Below are 17,848 nucleotides of genomic sequence, written 5' to 3'. Positions count from 1 at the left end.
CAGCGTGCTCTCGTCCCTCGCCACGGTACGGCTTCGTGGGCGAGGGCGACACACGGGGCTCCGTGCCTTCTTCGAGGCGATCTTGGTTGCGCGCGAGGTCGGGTGCGGCGCGGGCCGTACCCCACTCGCGGCGCCCTGTTTTTGTTTTGTGAACAACTAGAAGAGATAAAAACAGCCGTAGTAGTAGGTCCTGTGGATTGTGTGGATACCCCTCGTTCGCGCACGTCGCGCCGGGCGGCGGCATGGGGATGGACCACACCCCCAACCGGTGGACAACTCGGCCACCCCGTGGACAACTCGCGGGTGTGCATGAGCTGTCCACATTCCACCCACAGTTGCGCACAGGACATTCCCCAGTCTCGGCCTGGTTCGTACCCAGTTCCTCCACAGGCACGGTGAGCGCCACGCGTCCCCCTTTCCGGGGATGAACCTGGGGAGAAACTGTGGAGTCGCTGTGGAAACCAGGGGTCCCGGTGTGGACAACCGGGCCGAACCCGTGGAGAAGCGGTGGAAGACCGGGGGAAGACCCGGAGAACGGCCGTTCCCGGCCCGACGGGGACACGAACCGGCCCGACGGGCCGGATTTCAGCCCCTGGCGCGCTGCTTGATGCGGGAGGTGAGTTCCTGGACCTGGTCGTAGACCCGGCGCCGCTCGGCCATCTCCTTGCGGATCTTCTTCTCCGCGTGCATGACCGTCGTGTGGTCGCGGCCGCCGAAGGTCTGCCCGATCTTGGGCAGCGACAGGTCGGTCAGCTCCCGGCACAGATACATGGAGATCTGCCGGGCGCCGGCGAGCGCCTTGGTCTTGCCGGGCCCACACAGGTCGTCGAGGGAGACACTGAAGAACTCGGCGGTGACCGCCATGATCGTCGCCGCGCTGATCTCGGGCACCTGGGAGTCGGGGATCAGGTCCCGCAGCACGATCTCGGCCAGGCCCAGATCCACCGGCTGCTGGTTGAGCGAGGCGAACGCGGTGACGCGGATGAGCGCGCCCTCCAGCTCGCGGATGTTGTGCTCGATGCGGGCGGCGATGAACTCCAGCACCTCGGCCGGCGCGGCCAGCCGGTCCTGCGCCGCCTTCTTGCGCAGGATCGCGATCCGCGTCTCCAGCTCCGGCGGCTGGATGTCGGTGATCAGACCCCACTCGAACCGCGTGCGCAGCCGGTCCTCCAGGGTCTCCAGCCGCTTGGGCGGCCGGTCGGAGGACACCACGATCTGCTTGTTGGCGTTGTGCAGCGTGTTGAAGGTGTGGAAGAACTCCTCCTGGGTTCCTTCCTTGCCCTCCAGGAACTGGATGTCGTCGACCAGCAGGACGTCGATGTCGCGGTAGCGCCGCTGGAAGGCGACCTTGCGGTCGTCGCGCAGCGAGTTGATGAAGTCGTTGGTGAACTCCTCGGTGGACACGTAGCGCACCCGCATCCCCGGGAACAGTCGTTGCGCGTAGTGACCGACCGCGTGCAGCAGGTGGGTCTTGCCCAGCCCGGACTCACCCCAGATGAACAGTGGGTTGTACGCGCGGGCCGGCGCCTCGGCGACCGCGACCGCCGCCGCGTGGGCGAAGCGGTTGGACGCGCCGATGACGAACGTGTCGAAGGTGTACTTCTCGTTCAGCCGGGTCTTGGAGGTCTGCGGCTGGGCGGGCGCGGTGAACGGCTGCCCGCTGGTCGGCCGGCCGGAGAAGGTCGGCCAGATCTCGTGGACGGTGGCGAGCGCGTCGCCCTCCTCGTCCACCTCGTCGCTGTCGGTGTCGCCGTCCAGGCCGCTGCCGAGTCCGGCGCCGATGGCGCCACCGATCCCCGGGCCGACGCCGGGCCCGATCCCGGGCCCCATGCCCGAGCCGAGGCCGGGACCGAGGTTGCCGGTCATGGAGCCGCTGACGCCGCCGCCGATACCGATGTTCCCGGTGTGGTTCCCGGAGTGCCCGCCGGTGTGGTTACCACTGTGACTGTTGGGGTGGCCGCCGCTGTGGTCGGTGGTGTGACCCAGGGTGTGGCCGAGGTTGATGCCGATGCCCGGCTCGCTCGGGTGCACCGGCGGCATCATCGGGCCCCGCGCAGGGTCGCCGACCGGGCGGTCGACGCGGCCATCTCCGTTGCCAATGCCAATACCCATGCCGCCCATTCCGATCCCCATCGGGTTGGTGGGTGGCTGCGGGGTGGGCGGGGTCGCGGTCGCCGAGGGGGTGACCGTGTCGACCTTGACCGCCAGGGAGACCGGGCGGCCGAGCCGGCGGGACAACGCGTCGGTGATCGGCTCGCGGAGGGCTCGTTCGATCGCGTCCTTGGCGAAGTCACTCGGAGCGGCGAGCAGTGCGGTGCCGTCGAGCAACCCGATCGGTCGCGTGACCCGCATCCACGCCCGCTGCTGGGGAGACAGGGTGCCCGCGGACAGTTCCCGCACGACCTGCTCCCAGACCACGCCCAGGTTCACCTGCTGTTCGGACACCTACGAGCTCCCCTCCCCTCGTTGGCCATGTACATGTCAACCCCTTGCCGCTGTGTGACCCACCCCGAAAACCGCCCACCGCTGAGGTGGACTCGGTCGCGGCTCGTGCCGGCCTGATCGCCCCACCGCACGAGCAGCATCCACAGGGTTGTCCACAACTGTGCACGAAGGTACGGCAGAGCGCATCGGTTGTGCGACGCACGGTTCGACCGACCCTCATCCCTGGCTCAGGAGGGGCTCCCACTCCCCGACTGGCCAACCGGAGCACGCACGCTAACAAGCCCCGGGCCATGCCACAAGACGTGTTGGGGAGCAAGGATCTGGCCGGCGCGGCGTGTCGCCGGACGGTGATCGCGGGACCGCTGGGGACACCCGGATTGAAGGGTCGCTCCGGCGGTGCGTACTCTCATAAGGTCTCCCGAGAGGTGTGGGTGGTTTCCGCGCGCCGGCCGTCGGTGGAGACAGTGACACTTGGCGAGCCGTAACCGGGAGATCCACCGTGAGCAAGCGTACTTTCCAGCCGAACAACCGCCGCCGCGCGCGTACCCACGGGTTCCGGCTGCGCATGCGCACCCGTGCCGGCCGGGCCATCCTCGCGGCTCGCCGGGGCAAGGGTCGCAAGCGCCTGTCGGCCTGACTTGCGTGCTCCCCGCGACCGCTCGGCTGACGGGTAGCGACAACTTTCGGCTCGTGACCAGGAAGGGCCGCCGAGCCGGCCGGTCCAGGCTCGTCGTGCACGCCATCACGGCCGGGGAGGTCGCTCGGCTCGACCTGTCCACGGCCGGGGCCCAGCTCCGCGTCGGCCAGGGTCCGACGCGGGTCGGTTTCGTGGTCAGCAAGGCCGTCGGCAACTCCGTCGTCCGGCACCGGGTCACCCGCCGTCTGCGGCACCTGGTCCGCGACCGGCTGGGAACCCTGCCGTCCGGTTGCACGTTGGTCGTCCGTGCGCTCCCGCCCGCCGCGGCGGCGGTGAGCGCCGACCTCGGGGGCGATCTCGACGCCGCGTTGCGGAGGTTGCGCCTTTCCGGTTCGGACGCTGGTGGTGACGGTGTGAGTGGAGCCTGCGAGGGCCGTCCTGAGGGCCGTCGTGACGCTCACGCGTGACGATGAGGTCCGCGGCGACACCAGCGGCGACTTCGGCGACATCAGCGACGAGGCCGGTGCCGTGACCACCCCGGCGGACATCCCATCGGACATCCCATCGGACTCCGCGTCGGACTCAACGTCGGACTCAACGTCCCAGGACCCTGAGCGCCGCCCCGGGCCGATGGCCCGGGTGCTGCTGGCGCCGGTCCGCTTCTACCGTGCCTGGATCTCACCGGTGCTCCCGCCGAGCTGCCGGTTCGAGCCGAGTTGCAGTACATACGCCGTCGAGGCGTTGACCACGCACGGCGCACTGCGCGGCTTCTTCCTGACCGTGCGCAGGCTGCTCCGCTGCGGCCCGTGGCATCCCGGTGGTTACGACCCGGTGCCACCTCGCCGCCCGCGCCGCGCACGGCGCCACGACGTGACCGAAGGGTCGGGGTCGGACACCTCGGCTCGTGACCACCTCCCCAAGGAGTAGTTCCGTGCTCGACTTCATCTACTACCCCGTGTCGTTCATTCTGTGGTGTTGGCACTGGGTGTTCGGGCACGTCTTCGGTGAGGCGTCCGGCATCTCGTGGGTGCTGGGCATCATGTTCCTGGTCTTCACCCTGCGCGCGATCATGTTCAAGCCGTTCGTGAAGCAGGTCCGCTCGATGCGGGCGATGCAGGAGTTCGCCCCCGAGATCAAGAAGCTTCAGAAGAAGTACGCCAACGACCGGCAGCGCCAGGCGCAGGAGATGCAGAAGCTCCAGCGCGAACACGGGTTCAGCCCGCTGGGCGGCTGTCTGCCGATGCTGCTGCAGATCCCGGTGTTCATCGGTCTGTTCCACGTGCTGCGGTCCTTCGGCAACAGCATGGAGGAGAACTACTTCTTCGGCGCCGACGGCGTGAAGTCCTACCTCGAGGCGAACATCTTCGGCGCCCGGCTGTCGAACTTCATCACCCAGCCGGCGGAGATCCTCGACAAGTTCGGCGCCGACCGCGCCTCGGTCGTCATCGTCTCGATCCCGCTGATGATCCTCGCCAGCGTGCTGACCCACCTCACTGCGCGGCACTCGGTGGCCCGGCAGAACCCGGACGCGGCCACCCCGCAGACCGCGATCATGAACAAGCTCACCCTCTACATCTTCCCGATGGGTGTGCTGATCTTCGGTCTGTTCTTCCCCATCGGTCTGCTGATCTACTGGCTGGCCAACAACACCTGGACCCTGATGCAGCAGCGTCTGGTGTACCGCAAGATCGACGCCGAGGAGGAGGCCAAGAAGGCCGCCGCCATCGAGAAGCGGAGCAACCTCGCGCCCAAGCCCGGTCAGCGCCCGCAGGCCAAGAAGCGCCCCGCCCAGCCGAAGACCGTTGACGCCGACGCCACGAACGGCACCGAGTCAGCCTCCGAGGACTCGGACAGCAAGTCCGGCACCAGGTCCGACGCCAAGGCGGCGCCCAAGTCCGGGGCCACCAAGCCCGCCGCCAAGCCGGGGACCAAGCCCAAGCCAGGCGCGAAGCCGGCCGCCAAGCCTGGTGCCAAGCCGGCGGCCAAGCCCGGGACGAAGTCCACGGGCACCACCAAGTCCACCACCAACGGGACGACCGACGCGTCGTCCGGTGACACCAACAAGGTTTCCGGTCTGAGCGCAGACCGATCCCGCAAGAAGAACACAGGCCGGAAGAACCGCTGAGGCGTTCCGGGACCTGGAGAGGAGAAGTCGTGCCGGAGACGGTGCAGGAATCGGGGACCGAGCAGGACAACGCCGAAGGAGTCGCGGTCGCCCCGATCGCGGACGGCGAGGTGTCTGCCGACGCGGAGCCGGAGGCGGACGTCGAGTCCGGCGACGACTCCGACAGCGGTTCCGAGGAGGACGGCGACGAGCGGTCCGGGGGTTCGGCGGAGGACCTGCTCGTGCGCGAGGGGGACATCGCCGGTGACTACCTGGAGCGCCTGCTGGACCTCGTCGACTACGACGGGGACATCGACCTCGATGTCGAGGCCGGCCGGGCGATCGTGAGCATCGACGGCGGTGACGATCTGGAGAAGCTCGTCGGCCCCCGCGGCAACGTGCTGGAGGCCGTCCAGGAGCTGACGCGGCTCGCCGTGCAGCAGGAGACGGGTACCCGGAGCCGGCTGATGCTGGACATCGCCGGGTGGCGGGCCGACCGTCGCGAGGAGCTCCGGGACCTCGGCCGAGCGACGGCCGAGCGGGTGCTCTCCGGCGAGGAGGAGCGGATCCGGCTCCAGCCGATGACGCCGTTCGAGCGCAAGGTCGTGCACGACGCCGTGGCCGCCGTCGACGGCGTGCACAGCGAGAGCGAAGGCGAGGACCCCCGACGTCGCGTCGTGGTGTTCCGTCAGACCTGAGTCGCTCGTTTCACGTGAAACCAGGAACTGACGAAGCGGGCCCCGGGATGAATGAGAAGGCACACGAGCCGGCTCCCCCGGGGCCCGCTTCTGTTGTATTCGGTGCGGCACTGCCGCAGGCGCAGCGGTTCGTCGAGCTTCTCACCGCCGCTGGCGTCGAACGCGGACTGATCGGTCCGCGCGAGGTCGACCGCCTCTGGGATCGGCACCTGCTGAACTCGGCCGTGGTCGGCGAACGGATTCCGGGCAACGCCCGGGTCGTCGATCTGGGCTCGGGTGCCGGACTGCCCGGCATACCGCTAATCTTGGCCAGGCCCGACCTCCACGTCACGATGCTGGAGCCGATGGCTCGGCGGGTGGCGTGGCTTGAGGAAGTTGTCGACGCGCTCTCGCTGTCGGCGACCGTCGTCCGTGGGCGCGCCGAGGAGCCGGCCATCAAGCAACGCCTCGCGGGTGCCGATGTCGTCATCGCCCGTGCCGTGGCACCCCTCGACCGTCTCTGGGGCTGGAGCGCTCCCCTGCTCCGGTCCGGTGGTCGCCTCGTCGCCCTCAAGGGAGAGAGCGCCGAGGCCGAACTCGCCCGGGACGGCGCGGCGGTGACTCGCACAGGTGGGGGACATCTGGCGGTTGAACGGTGTGGCGTCGGCGTCCTGGACGTGCCGACGACCATCATTGAGGTCGAGCGCATGACCGCCACGGGGCGCGAGGGAAACCGCGGTCGACGGGGCCACACCGGCTCGCGGCGCGCGAAGAAGGATCAGGGACACTGACGGCCCGAGCCGGCGTCGATGGCCGGCAGGGGCCCGCTAACCCAACGATCGGAGCGACCATGTTTCACGTGAAACTGCGGCTACGTCGAGCCGGCGGAGGACAGTCGTGAGTGAACTAGCCAGCGAACCGCGCTCGCGAGGTGGACGGCACCAGCAGCGCTCAGAAGCGGTCATGCACGAGAACGTCGAAGCCGCGGCGGCGGTGTCCGGATGGACGCCCATCGCGGAGGAAGCGGCACGGGCAACGCGAATGCTCCATCCCAAGACGAACCTCCCCCGACCCGCCCGCCGCCGCGTGATGACGGTGGCCAACCAGAAGGGCGGCGTCGGCAAGACGACCAGCACGGTCAACCTGGCCGCCGCGCTCGCCATGCACGGGCTCAAGGTGCTCGTGATCGACCTCGACCCGCAGGGCAACGCCAGCACCGCCCTCGGTGTCGACCACCGCTCCGGCGTCCCCTCCATCTACGAGGTCCTCCTCGGTGAGGTGTCGCTGGCCGACGCCGCCGCCGTGAGCGACCAGTCGGACAACCTCTACTGCGTCCCGGCGACCATCGACCTGGCCGGCGCGGAGATCGAGCTGGTCGGTATGGAGGGCCGGGAGTCGCGGCTCAAGGAGGCGCTGCCCACCGGCGCGTTCGACCAGCTGAACCCGGACTACGTCTTCATCGACTGCCCGCCCTCGCTCGGCCTGCTCACCATCAACGCGATGGTGGCCGCCGAGGAGGTGCTGATCCCGATCCAGTGTGAGTACTACGCGCTGGAGGGGCTGTCCCAGCTCCTGCGCAACATCGAGCTGGTGCAGAACCACCTGAACCCCAACCTTCAGGTGTCGACCATCCTGCTGACGATGTACGACGGTCGCACCAAGCTCGCCGACCAGGTGACCGCCGAGGTCCGCAAGCACTTCGGCGACACCGTGCTGCGCACGGTCATCCCCCGTAGCGTGAAGGTGTCCGAGGCACCCGGCTTCGGACAGACCGTGCTGGCGTATGACCCGGGTTCCCGGGGCTCGATGAGTTACCTTGACGCTGCTCGGGAAATGGCCGAGCGCGGGTTCGGCGGGGAGTAGAGAGCAGCAACATGAGTGAACGCAAGGGTGGGCTGGGTCGCGGCCTCGCCGCACTGATTCCACAGGGACCGGCTGGCGGCACCGACGGCGCGGTGAAGCTACCGGCACCGTCCGCCCGACCGGCGGCAGCGGCCAGGGGCGGCCCGGCCGCTCCGGCGCCGCCGAGCGGCTCGGTGGCCGGGGCCGTCTACCGGGAGATCCCGACGGGGTCGATCCAGGCCAACCCGAAGCAGCCGCGGCAGGTCTTCGACGAGGAGGCGCTGGCCGAGCTGGAGCACTCGATCCGCGAGTTCGGCCTCATGCAGCCGATCGTGGTGCGGGAGCTCGGCGGCGACCGGTACGAGCTCGTCATGGGCGAGCGCCGGCTGCGGGCCGCCCAGCGCGCGGAGATGGCCGCGATCCCGGCCATCGTCCGGCAGACGGCCGACGACGCGATGCTGCGCGACGCGTTGCTGGAGAACATCCACCGGGTCCAGCTCAACCCGCTGGAGGAGGCGGCGGCCTACCAGCAGCTGCTCGACGAGTTCGCCGTGACGCACGACGAGCTGGCCGCGCGGATCGGTCGCAGCCGGCCGGCCATCACGAACACGATCCGGCTGCTGAAGCTTCCTCTCCCCGTGCAGCGTCGGGTCGCCGCCGGGGTGCTGTCCTCCGGGCACGCGCGGGCGCTGCTCGGTCTGGAGGACGCGGGCACCCAGGAGGAGCTGGCGGCGCGGATCGTGGCCGAGGGGTTGTCGGTGCGGGCCACCGAGGAGGCGGTGACCCTGCTGAAGAGCCAGGCGCCGCCCAAGCCGAAGGCGGCGCCGCGCCGGCCGATGCAGGCGCCGGGTCTGCAGGACGTCGCGGACCGGCTCTCGAACACGTTCGATACCCGGGTGAAGGTCGAACTCGGCCGCCGGAAGGGCAAGATCGTGGTCGAGTTCGGCTCGGTGGACGATCTGGAGCGGATCGTCGATCTGATGGCCAAAAACGGGGCAAATCGGACATTGAATTCCGACTAGGGATCACCCCGGGTACTAACGTCACGGTGACGATGACCAGAAGTGCCCGATCGGCTACGGATTGTGCGGGGCGGTGACCGGGTTCGCCCGGGCCACCGCCCGCTCGATCAGACCGGTGTAGATGTCCGCGAGCGACCGCCCGCCGGCCTCCGCCGCCATCGGCAACAGCGAGGTCTCGGTCAGCCCGGGCGAGGAGTTCACCTCAAGGAAGTGGACCGTCCCGTCGGCCGCCACGATCGCGTCGGTGCGGGACACGTCGCGCAACCCGAGCAGCCGGTGCGCCGCCACCGCCACCTCGGCGACCGCCGCCGCCGATCGAGCGTCCAGCCGCGCCGGGGTGTGGAAGGTCGTCAACCCGGCGGTGTAGCGCGCGGTGTAGTCGTAGACCCCGGTTGACGGATCGATCTCCACCGCCGGCAGCGCCGCCGGCCCGCCCGGCCCGTCGACGACCGTCACCGCCACCTCGACGCCCTCGACGTACCGCTCGGCCATCACCGTCTCGCCGTAGGCCAGACACGCCACCATGGCCGCCGGCAGCTCCGCGGCCTCACGCACCACCTGGGCGCCCAGCGCCGAACCACCCTGCTCCGGCTTGAGCATCATCGGCAGCCCCAGCCGGTCCACCATCGCGTCCAGCACCGGGCGCGCCCCCAACTCGCGGAACGTACTGTGCGGCAGCACCACCCAGTCCGGCGTCGCCAGGCCCGCCCGCGCCAGCTCGGTCTTCGCGGTCGGCTTGTCCCACGCCCGCCGGCACGCGTGCGAGTCCGCGCCGACGAACGGGACGTCCAACATCTCCAGCACCGTCTGGATGGACCCGCCCTCGCCCTCCGCGCCGTGCAGCGCGATCACCACCGCGTCCGGGCGGTGCTCACGCAGCCGCGACAGCAGCGCCGAGTCGGCGTCCCACTCCTCCACCATGACGTCGGCCGAGCGCAGCGCGGCCGACAGCCGCCGCCCGGAGCGCAGCGAGACGTCCCGTTCGTGGGAGAGCCCGCCCGAGAGCACGACGACACAACGATCGGACACGAGACACTCCTCCAACGACCGGGACACTTCCTTGACCGGCAAGGAAGTTACGCGGTGTCCGGCGCGGGCACCTGGGGGCCCGACCCCGGGCGGCGGGTGACCGGGCCGAAGGTCCGCGCCAGCTCCAGCTCGTCGGACAGCACGGCCGCCAGGCGGCGGACGCCCTCGATGATCCGCTCGGGCGTCGGGTAGCAGAACGACAGCCGCATCTGCCGGCTGCCCAGCCCGTCGGCGTAGAACCCGGTCCCGGAGACGTAGGCCACCCGCGCGGTGACCGCCCTGGGCAGCATCGCCTTGGTGTCCACGCCCTCGGGCACGGTCAGCCAGACGAAGAACCCGCCGGCCGGCACGGTCCACGTGCACCCCGCCGGCAGGTACTGCTCCAGCGCCGAGAGCAGCGCGTCACGCCGCTCCCGGTAGGTCTGCTGGAACGATTTGACCTGGCCCTTCCAGTCGTGGGTCGCCAGGTAGCGGGAGACGATCATCTGGTTGAGCGTCGGCGGGCACAGCGTCGCCGACTCCGCGGCCAGCATCAGCTTCTCGCGCACCGCGTGCGGCGCCAGCGCCCAGCCGACCCGCAGCCCGGCGGCGAACGTCTTGGAGAACGAGCCGAGGTAGACCACGTTGTCCGGGTCCAGCGAGCGCAGCGCCGGGTAGGTCTGCCCGTCGAAGCCCAGCAGGCCGTACGGGTTGTCCTCGACCACCAGCACGTCGTTGGCCGCGCAGATCTCCAGGACCTCGGCCCGGCGCGGCACGCTCATCGTCACGCCGGCGGGGTTGTGGAAGTTCGGGATCGTGTACAGGAACTTCACCCGGCGCCCGGCCGCCCTGGTCGCCGCCAGCGCCTCCCGCAGCGCCTCGGGGACCAGGCCGTCGTCGTCCATGGCGACGTGCACCACGTCGGCCTGGTAGGCGGCGAAGGTGCCCAGCGCGCCGACGTAGGACGGGCCCTCGGCCAGCACGACGTCACCGGGATCACAGAAGATCCTGGTCACCATGTCCAGCGCCATCTGTGAGCCGACGGTCACCACCACGTCGTCCGGATGGGCGCTGATCTCCTCCAGCGCCATCACCTCGCAGATCTGGTCCCGCAGCTCAGGCAGGCCGTGGGCCGACCCGTACTGCAACGCGACCAGCCCGTCGGCGCTGATCAGCCCGGCCACCTCGGCCGACAGCGAGTCCAGCGGCAGCGCGGTGAGGTTGGGCATGCCCCCGGCGAGCGAGACGACCTCCGGCCGGCTGGCCACCGCGAACAGCGCCCGTACCTCCGAGGCCGTCATTCCGGCTGCTCGGGCGGCATATCGGCTCAGGTGCGGGTCGAGGCTTCGGCTGGTTCTGTCCGGTGGTTGCACCGAGGTCATGCTGGCTCCAGCGCGGATGGGGCAGGTAGATCGATCGAGTGTAACCGCCGCCGTTGTCGGCACCTCGTGGTTTCCGCGCGCCCCTCCCGGGGCTTATCCTGACGATCGGGTACGCGCAACACGGCAGGGGAGGTCAGGTGTCGCGACGCGTCACGGGCGTCACGCTGGACAACCTCGAGGACCTTCCCAAGCACTCACGCAAGTGTGTGTTCTGGGAGGTCGCCCCCCACCTGCGGGAGCAGGCGGACGAGTTCGGCACGGCCGACCTGGAGAAGGAGGCCTGGGTCTCCAGCGTGCTCCTCGAGTGGGGGTCGTGCGGGCGCATCGTCTACAGCGACAAGCTGCCGGTGGGCTTCGCGCTCTACGCCCCGCCGAACGCGGTCCCCCGCGCCTCGGCCTTCCCGACCTCGCCGCCCAGTCCGGACGCGGTCCTGCTCACCGGCTTCCACGTGCTGCCGGAGTTCCGGGGCGGCGGGCTGGGCCGGATGCTGGTGCAGGCGGTGGCCAAGGACCTGACCCGCCGGGGCGTGAAGGCCGTCGAGGCGTTCGGCGACGCCCAGTCCCTCGACGAGGAGCCGACCTGCGTCCTGCCGGCCGACTTCTTCCTGTCCGTCGGATTCAAGACCGTCCGACAGCACCCTCGTTGGCCCCGTCTGCGCCTGGAGCTGCGTTCGGCACTGGGATGGAAGGAAGACGTCGAGGCGGCGCTGGAGAGGCTCCTGGGCACCGTTACGGTCACCACGGCGAACCCCAGCCCGGCACTCCAGCGCTGAGGCGCGCCACCCGCCCGACGGAAGTTGTCCACAGGCGGTACCCCCAGCCTGTGGACAGGGTGTGGGCTACTCGGCTTTCGCCAGCTCGTGGCGCAGAACGTCGGCGAAGGTGAACGTGCCGGTCGGCTGGTCGTTCTCGCCGAGCAGGTAGAGCCGCTTGACCGCGACCACGATGCCCTCGGCCACCACGTCCCGGAACGACGGGTCCGACAGCCGGGACCGGTCCTCGGCGTTGGTCAGGTAGCCGATCTCCAGGCGGATCGCCGGGCAGCGGGTCAACCGCAGCGGGTCCCACGTCTTGGGGTGGCTGCGGCAGTCACGCAGGCCGGTACGCACCACCAGCTCCCGCTGCACGAACCCGGCCAGCGTCTCCCCGATGGTCGAGGTGTTGCCGGTGGCCGTGCCGAAGTGGAAGCTCGCGACGCCCTGGGCGTGCGCCGAGGAGTTGCCGTCGGAGTGCAGCGACAGGAACAGGTCGGCGCCGACCTCGTTGGCGAACTGGGCCCGGTCGGCGTCCGACGGGCACTGGTCGCGGCCCCGGGACAGCAGCGCCTGCATGCCGGTGGCGACCATCCGGCCCTCCAGCCGGCGGGCCAGGTCCCACATCAGGTCGGCCTCGCGGATCCCGGCGACCGACACGCCGCCGTCGGCGCCGCCGTGGCCGGGGTCGACCACGATCCGCTTGCCGCGCAGCCTCGGGCCGGCCTTGCGCACCCGCTCCTGCTCACGCAGCAGCACCGGCGACCCGCCCCGCGCGCGCGGCGACAGCTGACGCAGCGCGCGGATCGTCTCCGCGCCGCAGATGCCGTCCACGGTCAGGCCGTAGTCACGCTGGAAGTTGCGCAGCGCGCCCTCGGTCTGGGAGGCGAACACGCCGTTGGGCCGCCCGGCGTCGTAGCCGAGCTCCAACAGGCGCTCCTGCAGGGCGGTCACGTCGTCGCCGGAGACCGGGGCGGAGACCAGGTAGGCCAGCGGGCGGGCGCCCAGCTGGTAGGTGGCGTCGCGCATGGCGCGGTAGGTGGCGGGGCCGACCACACCGTCGGTGATCAGCCCCCGCTGCTGCTGGAAGGTGCGGACCGCGTGCTCCACCAGCTCGTCGAACATCTCGACCGAGCCGTTGGGCGGCGGGTTCGTCGGCAGCAGCCCGAACCCGGCGAGCATCTCACGAACCTCGGCAACGGTCGGACCAACATCACCGCGGCGGAGTACCCGCATGCACCCCTCGCTCGGGTCGGGCACCGGCGTCGAGCCGGTGCGAATGACGTCTACGGCAGCAGGACATCTGCCAAACCATTGTGCCCTGCCAATCTGAGTCCGGCGCGGAGGGTCACGTCGTGAGCATGACCGGTGACCGCCGACACCCCGGGCCCAGCCGAAGGACGGTCCGACCCGGGTGTCGGGTTGCCCGGTCAGCCCAGGTAGTCGGCGAGGTCGGCGAGCAGCGCCGCCTTCGGCTTCGCGCCGACGATCTGCTTGACCGGCTCGCCGCCCTTGAACAGGATTAGCGTGGGGATGGAGAGCACCTGGTAGTCGCGGGCCACCGTCGGGTTGGCGTCCACGTCGAGCTTGGCGATGGTGATCTCGTCATGCTCCTTGGCGATCTCCTCCAGCACCGGGGCGACCATCCGGCACGGACCGCACCAGGTCGCCCAGAAGTCCACCAGCACTGGCTTGTCGCTGTTCAGCACGTCGGTGGCGAACGAGCTGTCGGTCACGGTGACGGGGGTTCCGGCCATGGTCTCTCCTTCAGTTCTGCGTCGGGGCGTAGCCGCCGCCGACAAGCTCCGGGGCCTCGTGGGCCTTGGACTCTCCGTGCTCCGCGAGCCAGCGCTCGGCGTCGATGGCGGCCGAGCAGCCGGAACCGGCGGCGGTGATCGCCTGCCGGTAGGTGCGGTCGACCAGGTCGCCGGCGGCGAACACGCCGTCGACGTCGGTGTAGGTGGTCTGGCCCTGGGTCAGCACGTAGCCCTCGTCGTCGGTGGCCACCTGGCCCTTGACCAGGGCGCTGCGCGGGTCGTGGCCGATGGCCATGAACAGGCCGGTGACCTCCAGCGTGGACTCCGCGCCGGTGACCGTGTCGCGCAGGCGCACGCCCTTGACCGCGCCCTCGCCGAGCACCTCCAGGACCTCGGAGTCCAACTGCCAGCGGATCTTCTCGTTGGCCTTCGCACGCTCCAGCATGATCCGCGAGGCGCGGAACTCCTGGCGGCGGTGGATGATCGTGACCGAGCGGGCGAAGCGGGTGAGGAAGGTGGCCTCCTCCATCGCCGAGTCGCCGCCGCCGACCACGGCGATGTCCTGGTCGCGGAAGAAGAACCCGTCGCAGGTCGCGCAGGCGGACACGCCGTGCCCGAGCAGCGTCTGCTCCCCCGGCACGTGCAGGTAGCGGGCAGCGGCGCCCATGGCGAGGATGACCGCCTTGGCGGCGTACCGCACGCCGTTGGCGGTGACGTACTTGACCGGGCCGGACAGGTCGACGTCCTCGACGTCCTCGGTGCGGATGTCGGCGCCGAAGCGGTCGGCCTGGGCGCGCATCTGCTCCATCAGGTCGGGGCCCATGATCCCGTCGCGGTAGCCGGGGTAGTTCTCCACCTCGGTGGTCGTCATCAGGGCGCCGCCGTAGGTCGTGCCCTCGAACACCAGTGGTTCGAGCTGGGCGCGGGCGGTGTAGACGGCGGCCGTGTAGCCGGCCGGGCCGGAGCCGATGATGATCACGTCGCGGACCGGCGTGGATTCGGTGGCGGGCATCAGACCTCCGGATTCGGTGCGAGTGCGTCGCACTGTGCTCAACACGATCGTAGGGGCCCGTTGTTCCGTCCCACTCGGGTGACGGCCAGCACGCCACTCTGCGAGAAGGGCCGCACGGACGGTGTCCGCACGGCCCTTCTCGCGAGAGTCGTCAGCTGGGCAGTTGTGACTGGGCGAGTACCTCGCAGTCGGCGGTGAGCACGACGAGCCGGAACTTGCCCGCCTGGCCGGTCTCCCCGGCGCCGAACAGCGCGGCGACCGCCTCGGTGCCGTCGAAGGTCACCGGGCTGACGCCGGCCACGCCGGCCGAGGGGATCTCGTTCTGGTCGAGGCAGGCTCGCAGGCCGGCTTCGTCCTGGAGATCGCCGTAGTCGGTCTTGCCGCCGAGCAGGGGGATCGCCTGGTTGAGGTTGTCGCTGGAGAGCGCGAGCGGCGGCGCGGCGCTCGCCCCTTCGCTGTCCTGCTGGGTGCTCTTCGGCGCGTCCCCGGCGATGCCGGAGCCGTCGGTGGAGTTGCTCGGCACGGCGACGACGGCGACCGCGATGGCGGCGGCCGCCGCGGTGAGCACCCCGGCGCCCCACGCGGCCATTCGGTTGCGCCGCTTGCGGGCGGCGGCCAGGTCGATCACCGGTGCCGGTGGCGGGGTCGGTGGTGCCGGTGGGGCGGTCGCGACCGGTGCCTGGGGCCGGGCGAAGTGCCGCTGGGCCTCGGCGGCCAGGGCCGCGTCGAGGCCGGCGGCGAACTGGGCCGGCATCGGCTCGACCGGGGCCGTGCTCAGGTCACCGAGGTCGCCCCGGACCGAGTCCAGGGCCTCGATGACCGCCCGAGCGTCCGGATCGGCGTTGACCTGGGGCCAGAGCCGTTCGGACTCGTCGAGGTCGAGCGCGCCGGCATGCAGGTCGGCCAGCAGGTCGACAGACCACGGCGGGCCCAACGAGCCCCTGACGTTGTCTGTCATCGTCCCTCCCCGCGGCGCCTTGCCGGCACACCTCGCCCTTCAACTGCGCCATCTGGGACGTTCGCATCTGCATCCGGGTTCCGGAGATGCCCGAGAACTTTGGCCAGTTTGGCCCGTCCGCGCGCGCACCGGCTCTTCACGGTGCCCTCCGCGATCCCCAGCATCTTGGCGGTCTCGGCCACCGAGTAGCCCTCCACGTCCACCATCACGATCGGTACGCGTTGATCCTCGGAGAGTTGGCTCAGGGCGTTCTGCACGACGAGCCTGGTCTCCCGCTCGGACATCGAGTCCCTCGGGGCGGCCGGCTCGCCGGGACCGGTCTCCGGCAACGGGACCGTCGGGCGGGACTGGCGGCGGCGCACCCGGTCGAGGCAGGCGTTCACCACGATCCGGTGCAACCAGGTGGTCACCTGTGACTCCGCGCGGAACGAGGCCGCCGCGCGGAACGCGGAGATGAACGCCTCCTGCAACGCGTCGGAGGCCTCCTCCGGATCACGGAGGGTACGCAGGGCTACGGCCCACATGCGGTCCCGGTGGCGGCGGACCAGTTCGGCGAACGCACGCGGGTCACCTGCTGCGTGCGCCGAGATGAGGTCGGCGTCCGAGCTGGCGGCTGTGGTCACGCGCAAGAGGATATCGGTCGCGTTACAGCGACTCCGAAGTGTGTGCGGGGCCACGACCCATCGGGGTCATTTCGCCCGGATGAACTCGACCTCCGCGATCGAGGACTGGTTGCCCTCACCCAGTTTGGTGATCCACACGACCAGGTACTGGGAGGGCTCGACGTCGTCCGGAAGCTCGAACTCCGTCCGCCCGCCCCGCAGCTCACCCTTGGCCACGACCGTCGTCTCGGCCAGCTCCGGATCCGGCGAGGACGCGGTGCGGATCTCCACGAACGTCCCCGGGCTGGGCGACTCGACGGCCACCGAGGTGAACCGGGCCGGCTCGGCGAAGGAGGCCAGCACGCCGAGGCCGGGTTTGAGGGCCGGCAACTGCTGCTGGTACTTGTCGGTCTTCCAGAGGGTCTCGGGGTCGCCGTCGGTGACGTTGCCGGCGTCCTCCGGGTTGTCCTCCTCGCCCTCCGGGTTGTACTCGGTCACCCCGGCCGGCTTGAGCGGGCCGGCCGGCTGCGCGGGTGGCGGCTGGCTCTCGGTCTGGCTCCCGGTCTCCGGTGACGCGCTGACCACGACCGTGCCGCCGGAGCCGCCCTCGTCGCCGAAGAAGTCGATCAGCGTCATGCCGACCCAGGCGAGCACGCCGACCGTGGCGATCGCCAGCACGGTCACGCCGACCGCCAGCTTGCGCCGGCGGGACTTGTCGCGCACCGGCGGGCGGGTGGTCCAGACCGGCCCGTCGTCGTCCTCGGTGCCCGGCACGACCGGGCGCATGAACTCGGTCTGCTCGGCCGACTCCGCCGCCTGGTCGAGCACGGTCAGCAGGGTGGCGCTGGTGCGGATGCCGCCGATGGAGGTGTCCTCCAGGCTGCGCATCGCCACCGCCGACAGCTCGTGCGGCACGTGGTTGTGCAGCGCCTCCGGCGGCACGATCGCCCCGGCCGGTGAGATCGGCGCGCCGGGGATGGCCGCCGGGCCGCCCGGCAGCGGCCAGCGGCCGGTGAGCAGCAGGTACAGGATCGCGCCGAGGCCCTTGACGTCGTCGCGCGGCACCGCCTCGGGCAGCGGGCCGGGGAAGGCCAGGCGCAGCGCGCCGTCGGGCGTGACCCGGATCCGCTGCGGGTGGTCCACGCCCAGGACCAGCCCGGCGACGTGGGCGCGTTCGACGGCCGCGGCCAGCGGTTCGAGCAGCCGGGCGGCGTTGGCGGCGGGCAGCGGGTGCTCGGCGACCAGGTCGACCAGGTCGGTGCCGGTGGACCAGTCGGCCACCACGATGCCGAGTAACCCCTCGTTCGGGTCGACCCCGTTCCCCAGGGTGAGCACGTCCAGCACGCGAGCCATACCCGCATGGGTGAACCGGGCGGCGTGCGCGGCCCGCTCCAGCGTCCGGCGGGCGTCCTGGGCCCGCTGGGCGTCGCTGGACCGGCCGACCAGCACGGTGAGCGCCACGTCGCGGCGCAGCTGCCCGTCGCGGGCGCGCCACAGGTGGGCGCCGGCCCGCTCGTCGACCCCGAACTGCGCGAGCAGCCGGTACCGGCCGTCCCCGATGACGGCTCCGGGCAGCAGGAAGTGCTCCCCGGCGCCGCCGCCGTGGGCAAGTTGACCCGTCAGGGATTCGGTTCGCCTCGTGGTCACTGC

At 70.7% G+C, this 17,848-nt stretch carries 18 protein-coding genes; 9 read left to right on the top strand and 9 right to left on the bottom strand.

What is annotated here, in order from left to right:
* Nucleotides 1-585: 585 nt before the first annotated feature.
* Complete coding sequence (dnaA, locus tag BLA60_RS32100; RefSeq protein ID WP_075136794.1) at nt 586-2,445, bottom strand: chromosomal replication initiator protein DnaA; 1,860 nt, start codon at nt 2,443-2,445, stop codon at nt 586-588.
* Between the two features lie 499 nt (nt 2,446-2,944).
* Here dnaA and rpmH point away from each other — a divergent pair, with 499 nt between their 5' ends.
* The 8 genes from rpmH (at nt 2,945) to BLA60_RS32060 (ending at nt 8,727) form a co-directional block, all read left to right on the top strand.
* On the top strand, nt 2,945-3,082 hold the full coding sequence (gene rpmH, locus BLA60_RS32095) for a 50S ribosomal protein L34 (RefSeq protein WP_075124738.1): 138 nt from the start codon (nt 2,945-2,947) through the stop codon (nt 3,080-3,082).
* Between the two features lie 5 nt (nt 3,083-3,087).
* On the top strand, nt 3,088-3,549 hold the full coding sequence (gene rnpA, locus BLA60_RS32090; protein ID WP_075136793.1) for a ribonuclease P protein component: 462 nt from the start codon (nt 3,088-3,090) through the stop codon (nt 3,547-3,549).
* Between the two features lie 163 nt (nt 3,550-3,712).
* On the top strand, nt 3,713-4,009 hold the full coding sequence (yidD, locus tag BLA60_RS32085) for a membrane protein insertion efficiency factor YidD (RefSeq protein WP_075136891.1): 297 nt from the start codon (nt 3,713-3,715) through the stop codon (nt 4,007-4,009).
* Nucleotides 4,010-4,013: 4 nt separating this feature from the next.
* Nucleotides 4,014-5,207: a membrane protein insertase YidC gene (yidC, locus tag BLA60_RS32080; RefSeq protein ID WP_075136792.1), complete on the top strand. Its 1,194-nt coding sequence runs from the start codon at nt 4,014-4,016 to the stop codon at nt 5,205-5,207.
* Nucleotides 5,208-5,236: 29 nt separating this feature from the next.
* Complete coding sequence (locus tag BLA60_RS32075; RefSeq protein ID WP_245812278.1) at nt 5,237-5,884, top strand: Jag family protein; 648 nt, start codon at nt 5,237-5,239, stop codon at nt 5,882-5,884.
* A 47-nt stretch (nt 5,885-5,931) separates the two neighbouring features.
* Nucleotides 5,932-6,654, top strand: coding sequence for a 16S rRNA (guanine(527)-N(7))-methyltransferase RsmG (rsmG, locus tag BLA60_RS32070; protein WP_075136791.1), 723 nt, complete (start codon nt 5,932-5,934; stop codon nt 6,652-6,654).
* A 172-nt stretch (nt 6,655-6,826) separates the two neighbouring features.
* A complete protein-coding gene (locus tag BLA60_RS32065; protein WP_075136790.1) occupies nt 6,827-7,726 on the top strand; it encodes a ParA family protein in 900 nt (299 codons plus the stop codon).
* An 11-nt stretch (nt 7,727-7,737) separates the two neighbouring features.
* Nucleotides 7,738-8,727, top strand: a complete 990-nt coding sequence (locus BLA60_RS32060; RefSeq protein ID WP_075136789.1) for a ParB/RepB/Spo0J family partition protein — start codon at nt 7,738-7,740, stop codon at nt 8,725-8,727.
* A 54-nt stretch (nt 8,728-8,781) separates the two neighbouring features.
* Here the strand turns inward: BLA60_RS32060 and BLA60_RS32055 are convergent, their stop codons facing one another.
* Together BLA60_RS32055 and BLA60_RS32050 are read right to left on the bottom strand one after the other, a co-directional pair.
* A complete protein-coding gene (locus BLA60_RS32055) occupies nt 8,782-9,756 on the bottom strand; it encodes a D-alanine--D-alanine ligase family protein (RefSeq protein ID WP_075136788.1) in 975 nt (324 codons plus the stop codon).
* Nucleotides 9,757-9,803: 47 nt separating this feature from the next.
* Nucleotides 9,804-11,117 carry an aminotransferase-like domain-containing protein gene (locus BLA60_RS32050; protein WP_075136787.1) on the bottom strand — a complete coding sequence of 438 codons (1,314 nt, stop codon included), beginning with the start codon at nt 11,115-11,117 and terminating at the stop codon, nt 9,804-9,806.
* A 137-nt stretch (nt 11,118-11,254) separates the two neighbouring features.
* Between BLA60_RS32050 and BLA60_RS32045 the strand changes: the two genes are divergently transcribed.
* Nucleotides 11,255-11,890: a GNAT family N-acetyltransferase gene (locus BLA60_RS32045; protein WP_075136786.1), complete on the top strand. Its 636-nt coding sequence runs from the start codon at nt 11,255-11,257 to the stop codon at nt 11,888-11,890.
* Between the two features lie 66 nt (nt 11,891-11,956).
* On the opposite strand, the gene BLA60_RS32040 is transcribed toward BLA60_RS32045, so the two are convergent.
* The 6 genes from BLA60_RS32040 to BLA60_RS32015 form a co-directional block, all read right to left on the bottom strand.
* Complete coding sequence (locus tag BLA60_RS32040) at nt 11,957-13,105, bottom strand: N-acetylmuramoyl-L-alanine amidase (protein ID WP_075136785.1); 1,149 nt, start codon at nt 13,103-13,105, stop codon at nt 11,957-11,959.
* Between the two features lie 194 nt (nt 13,106-13,299).
* Complete coding sequence (trxA, locus tag BLA60_RS32035) at nt 13,300-13,626, bottom strand: thioredoxin (protein ID WP_075136784.1); 327 nt, start codon at nt 13,624-13,626, stop codon at nt 13,300-13,302.
* A 10-nt stretch (nt 13,627-13,636) separates the two neighbouring features.
* Nucleotides 13,637-14,638 (bottom strand): thioredoxin-disulfide reductase, encoded by a 1,002-nt coding sequence (trxB, locus tag BLA60_RS32030; RefSeq protein ID WP_075136783.1) that lies wholly within the window; start codon nt 14,636-14,638, stop codon nt 13,637-13,639.
* Nucleotides 14,639-14,789: 151 nt separating this feature from the next.
* A complete protein-coding gene (locus BLA60_RS43810; protein WP_075136782.1) occupies nt 14,790-15,596 on the bottom strand; it encodes a hypothetical protein in 807 nt (268 codons plus the stop codon).
* Nucleotides 15,593-16,219: an RNA polymerase sigma factor SigM gene (gene sigM, locus BLA60_RS32020; protein ID WP_075136781.1), complete on the bottom strand. Its 627-nt coding sequence runs from the start codon at nt 16,217-16,219 to the stop codon at nt 15,593-15,595. Before sigM ends, BLA60_RS43810 begins: the two co-directional genes overlap by 4 nt.
* 66 nt (nt 16,220-16,285) lie before the next feature.
* Nucleotides 16,286-17,845, bottom strand: a complete 1,560-nt coding sequence (locus BLA60_RS32015; RefSeq protein WP_075136780.1) for a protein kinase family protein — start codon at nt 17,843-17,845, stop codon at nt 16,286-16,288.
* Between the last annotated feature and the right edge of the window lie 3 nt (nt 17,846-17,848).

Source organism: Actinophytocola xinjiangensis, from assembly GCF_001921215.1.
Classification (GTDB): Bacteria; Actinomycetota; Actinomycetes; order Mycobacteriales; family Pseudonocardiaceae; genus Actinophytocola; species Actinophytocola xinjiangensis.
Note: the sequence above shows the minus strand (reverse complement) of the source record. Positions and strands in the feature narration are given on the sequence as shown.

Coding starts and splice junctions, on each gene's coding strand:
- yidD (WP_075136891.1), top strand. CDS start 3,713: ATGGCCCGGGTGCTGCTGGCGCCGGTCCGCTTCTACCGTGCCTGGATC.
- rsmG (WP_075136791.1), top strand. CDS start 5,932: ATGAATGAGAAGGCACACGAGCCGGCTCCCCCGGGGCCCGCTTCTGTT.
- BLA60_RS32065 (WP_075136790.1), top strand. CDS start 6,827: ATGCACGAGAACGTCGAAGCCGCGGCGGCGGTGTCCGGATGGACGCCC.
- BLA60_RS32060 (WP_075136789.1), top strand. CDS start 7,738: ATGAGTGAACGCAAGGGTGGGCTGGGTCGCGGCCTCGCCGCACTGATT.
- BLA60_RS32050 (WP_075136787.1), bottom strand. CDS start 11,117: ATGACCTCGGTGCAACCACCGGACAGAACCAGCCGAAGCCTCGACCCG.
- BLA60_RS32040 (WP_075136785.1), bottom strand. CDS start 13,105: ATGCGGGTACTCCGCCGCGGTGATGTTGGTCCGACCGTTGCCGAGGTT.
- trxA (WP_075136784.1), bottom strand. CDS start 13,626: ATGGCCGGAACCCCCGTCACCGTGACCGACAGCTCGTTCGCCACCGAC.
- trxB (WP_075136783.1), bottom strand. CDS start 14,638: ATGCCCGCCACCGAATCCACGCCGGTCCGCGACGTGATCATCATCGGC.
- BLA60_RS43810 (WP_075136782.1), bottom strand. CDS start 15,596: ATGACAGACAACGTCAGGGGCTCGTTGGGCCCGCCGTGGTCTGTCGAC.